At 47.0% G+C, this 655-nt stretch carries 2 protein-coding genes; both read left to right on the forward strand.

Features of this window, described 5'->3' with window-relative positions; genetic code table 11:
* Window positions 1–573 (forward strand): adenosylcobinamide-GDP ribazoletransferase (locus R7040_RS27195; RefSeq protein WP_318097703.1); only part of this gene is annotated, 573 nt, incomplete at its 5' end.
* On the forward strand, window positions 570–655 hold an 86-nt coding region (locus R7040_RS27200; protein WP_318097705.1), incomplete at its 3' end, for a bifunctional adenosylcobinamide kinase/adenosylcobinamide-phosphate guanylyltransferase. The genes R7040_RS27195 and R7040_RS27200, both read left to right, overlap by 4 nt.

The raw sequence follows: 655 nt of genomic DNA on the forward strand, positions 1-655 counted from the left end.
GCTCTTGTATTAACGATGGCGTTCAGCCTGTTGCTCACCGGTGCTTTTCACGAAGATGGTTTGACTGATATGGCAGATGGCATTGGTGGCGGTATGACGGTTGAGCGTCGTCTTTCTATCATGAAGGACAGCCGCATCGGGACTTATGGTGCTGCAACATTAGTGATGGCGTTGTTGGCGAAGTTTGTCCTTTGGAGCGAGTTAGTGCATTTGCCTGATTTTTGGCTCGTTATTGTTGTGGCCTACACCACGAGTCGAGCCCTCGCTGCAACGCTAATTTACGACATGCCTTATGTGAGTGACAGTGACACCTCGAAAAGCAAGCCGCTTGCGAACAAGCAGTCCTCGTCTGAAGTTGCCATTTTGCTGTTTACTGCGGGCGTGGTTTCGCTCTTTCTCGGAGTAATACAGACATCATTTATCGTCATCGTTTTGTTTGCATTTCGATTTGCATTAAAACGTTGGCTGACTAAGCGCATTGGCGGTTTTACTGGCGATTGCTTAGGTGCAGCGCAGCAGCTTTCTGAACTCTTGGTTTACCTTACTCTAATCGCGTTTTATCAAAATATATGAAGCAGTTAATTCTCGGTGGTGCTCGTTCAGGAAAATCGAAACTTGCTGAACAAACCGCAAGACAGTTGTCCGAAAAGCAGAA

It is taken from the genome of Vibrio sp. 1069 (assembly GCF_033340555.1).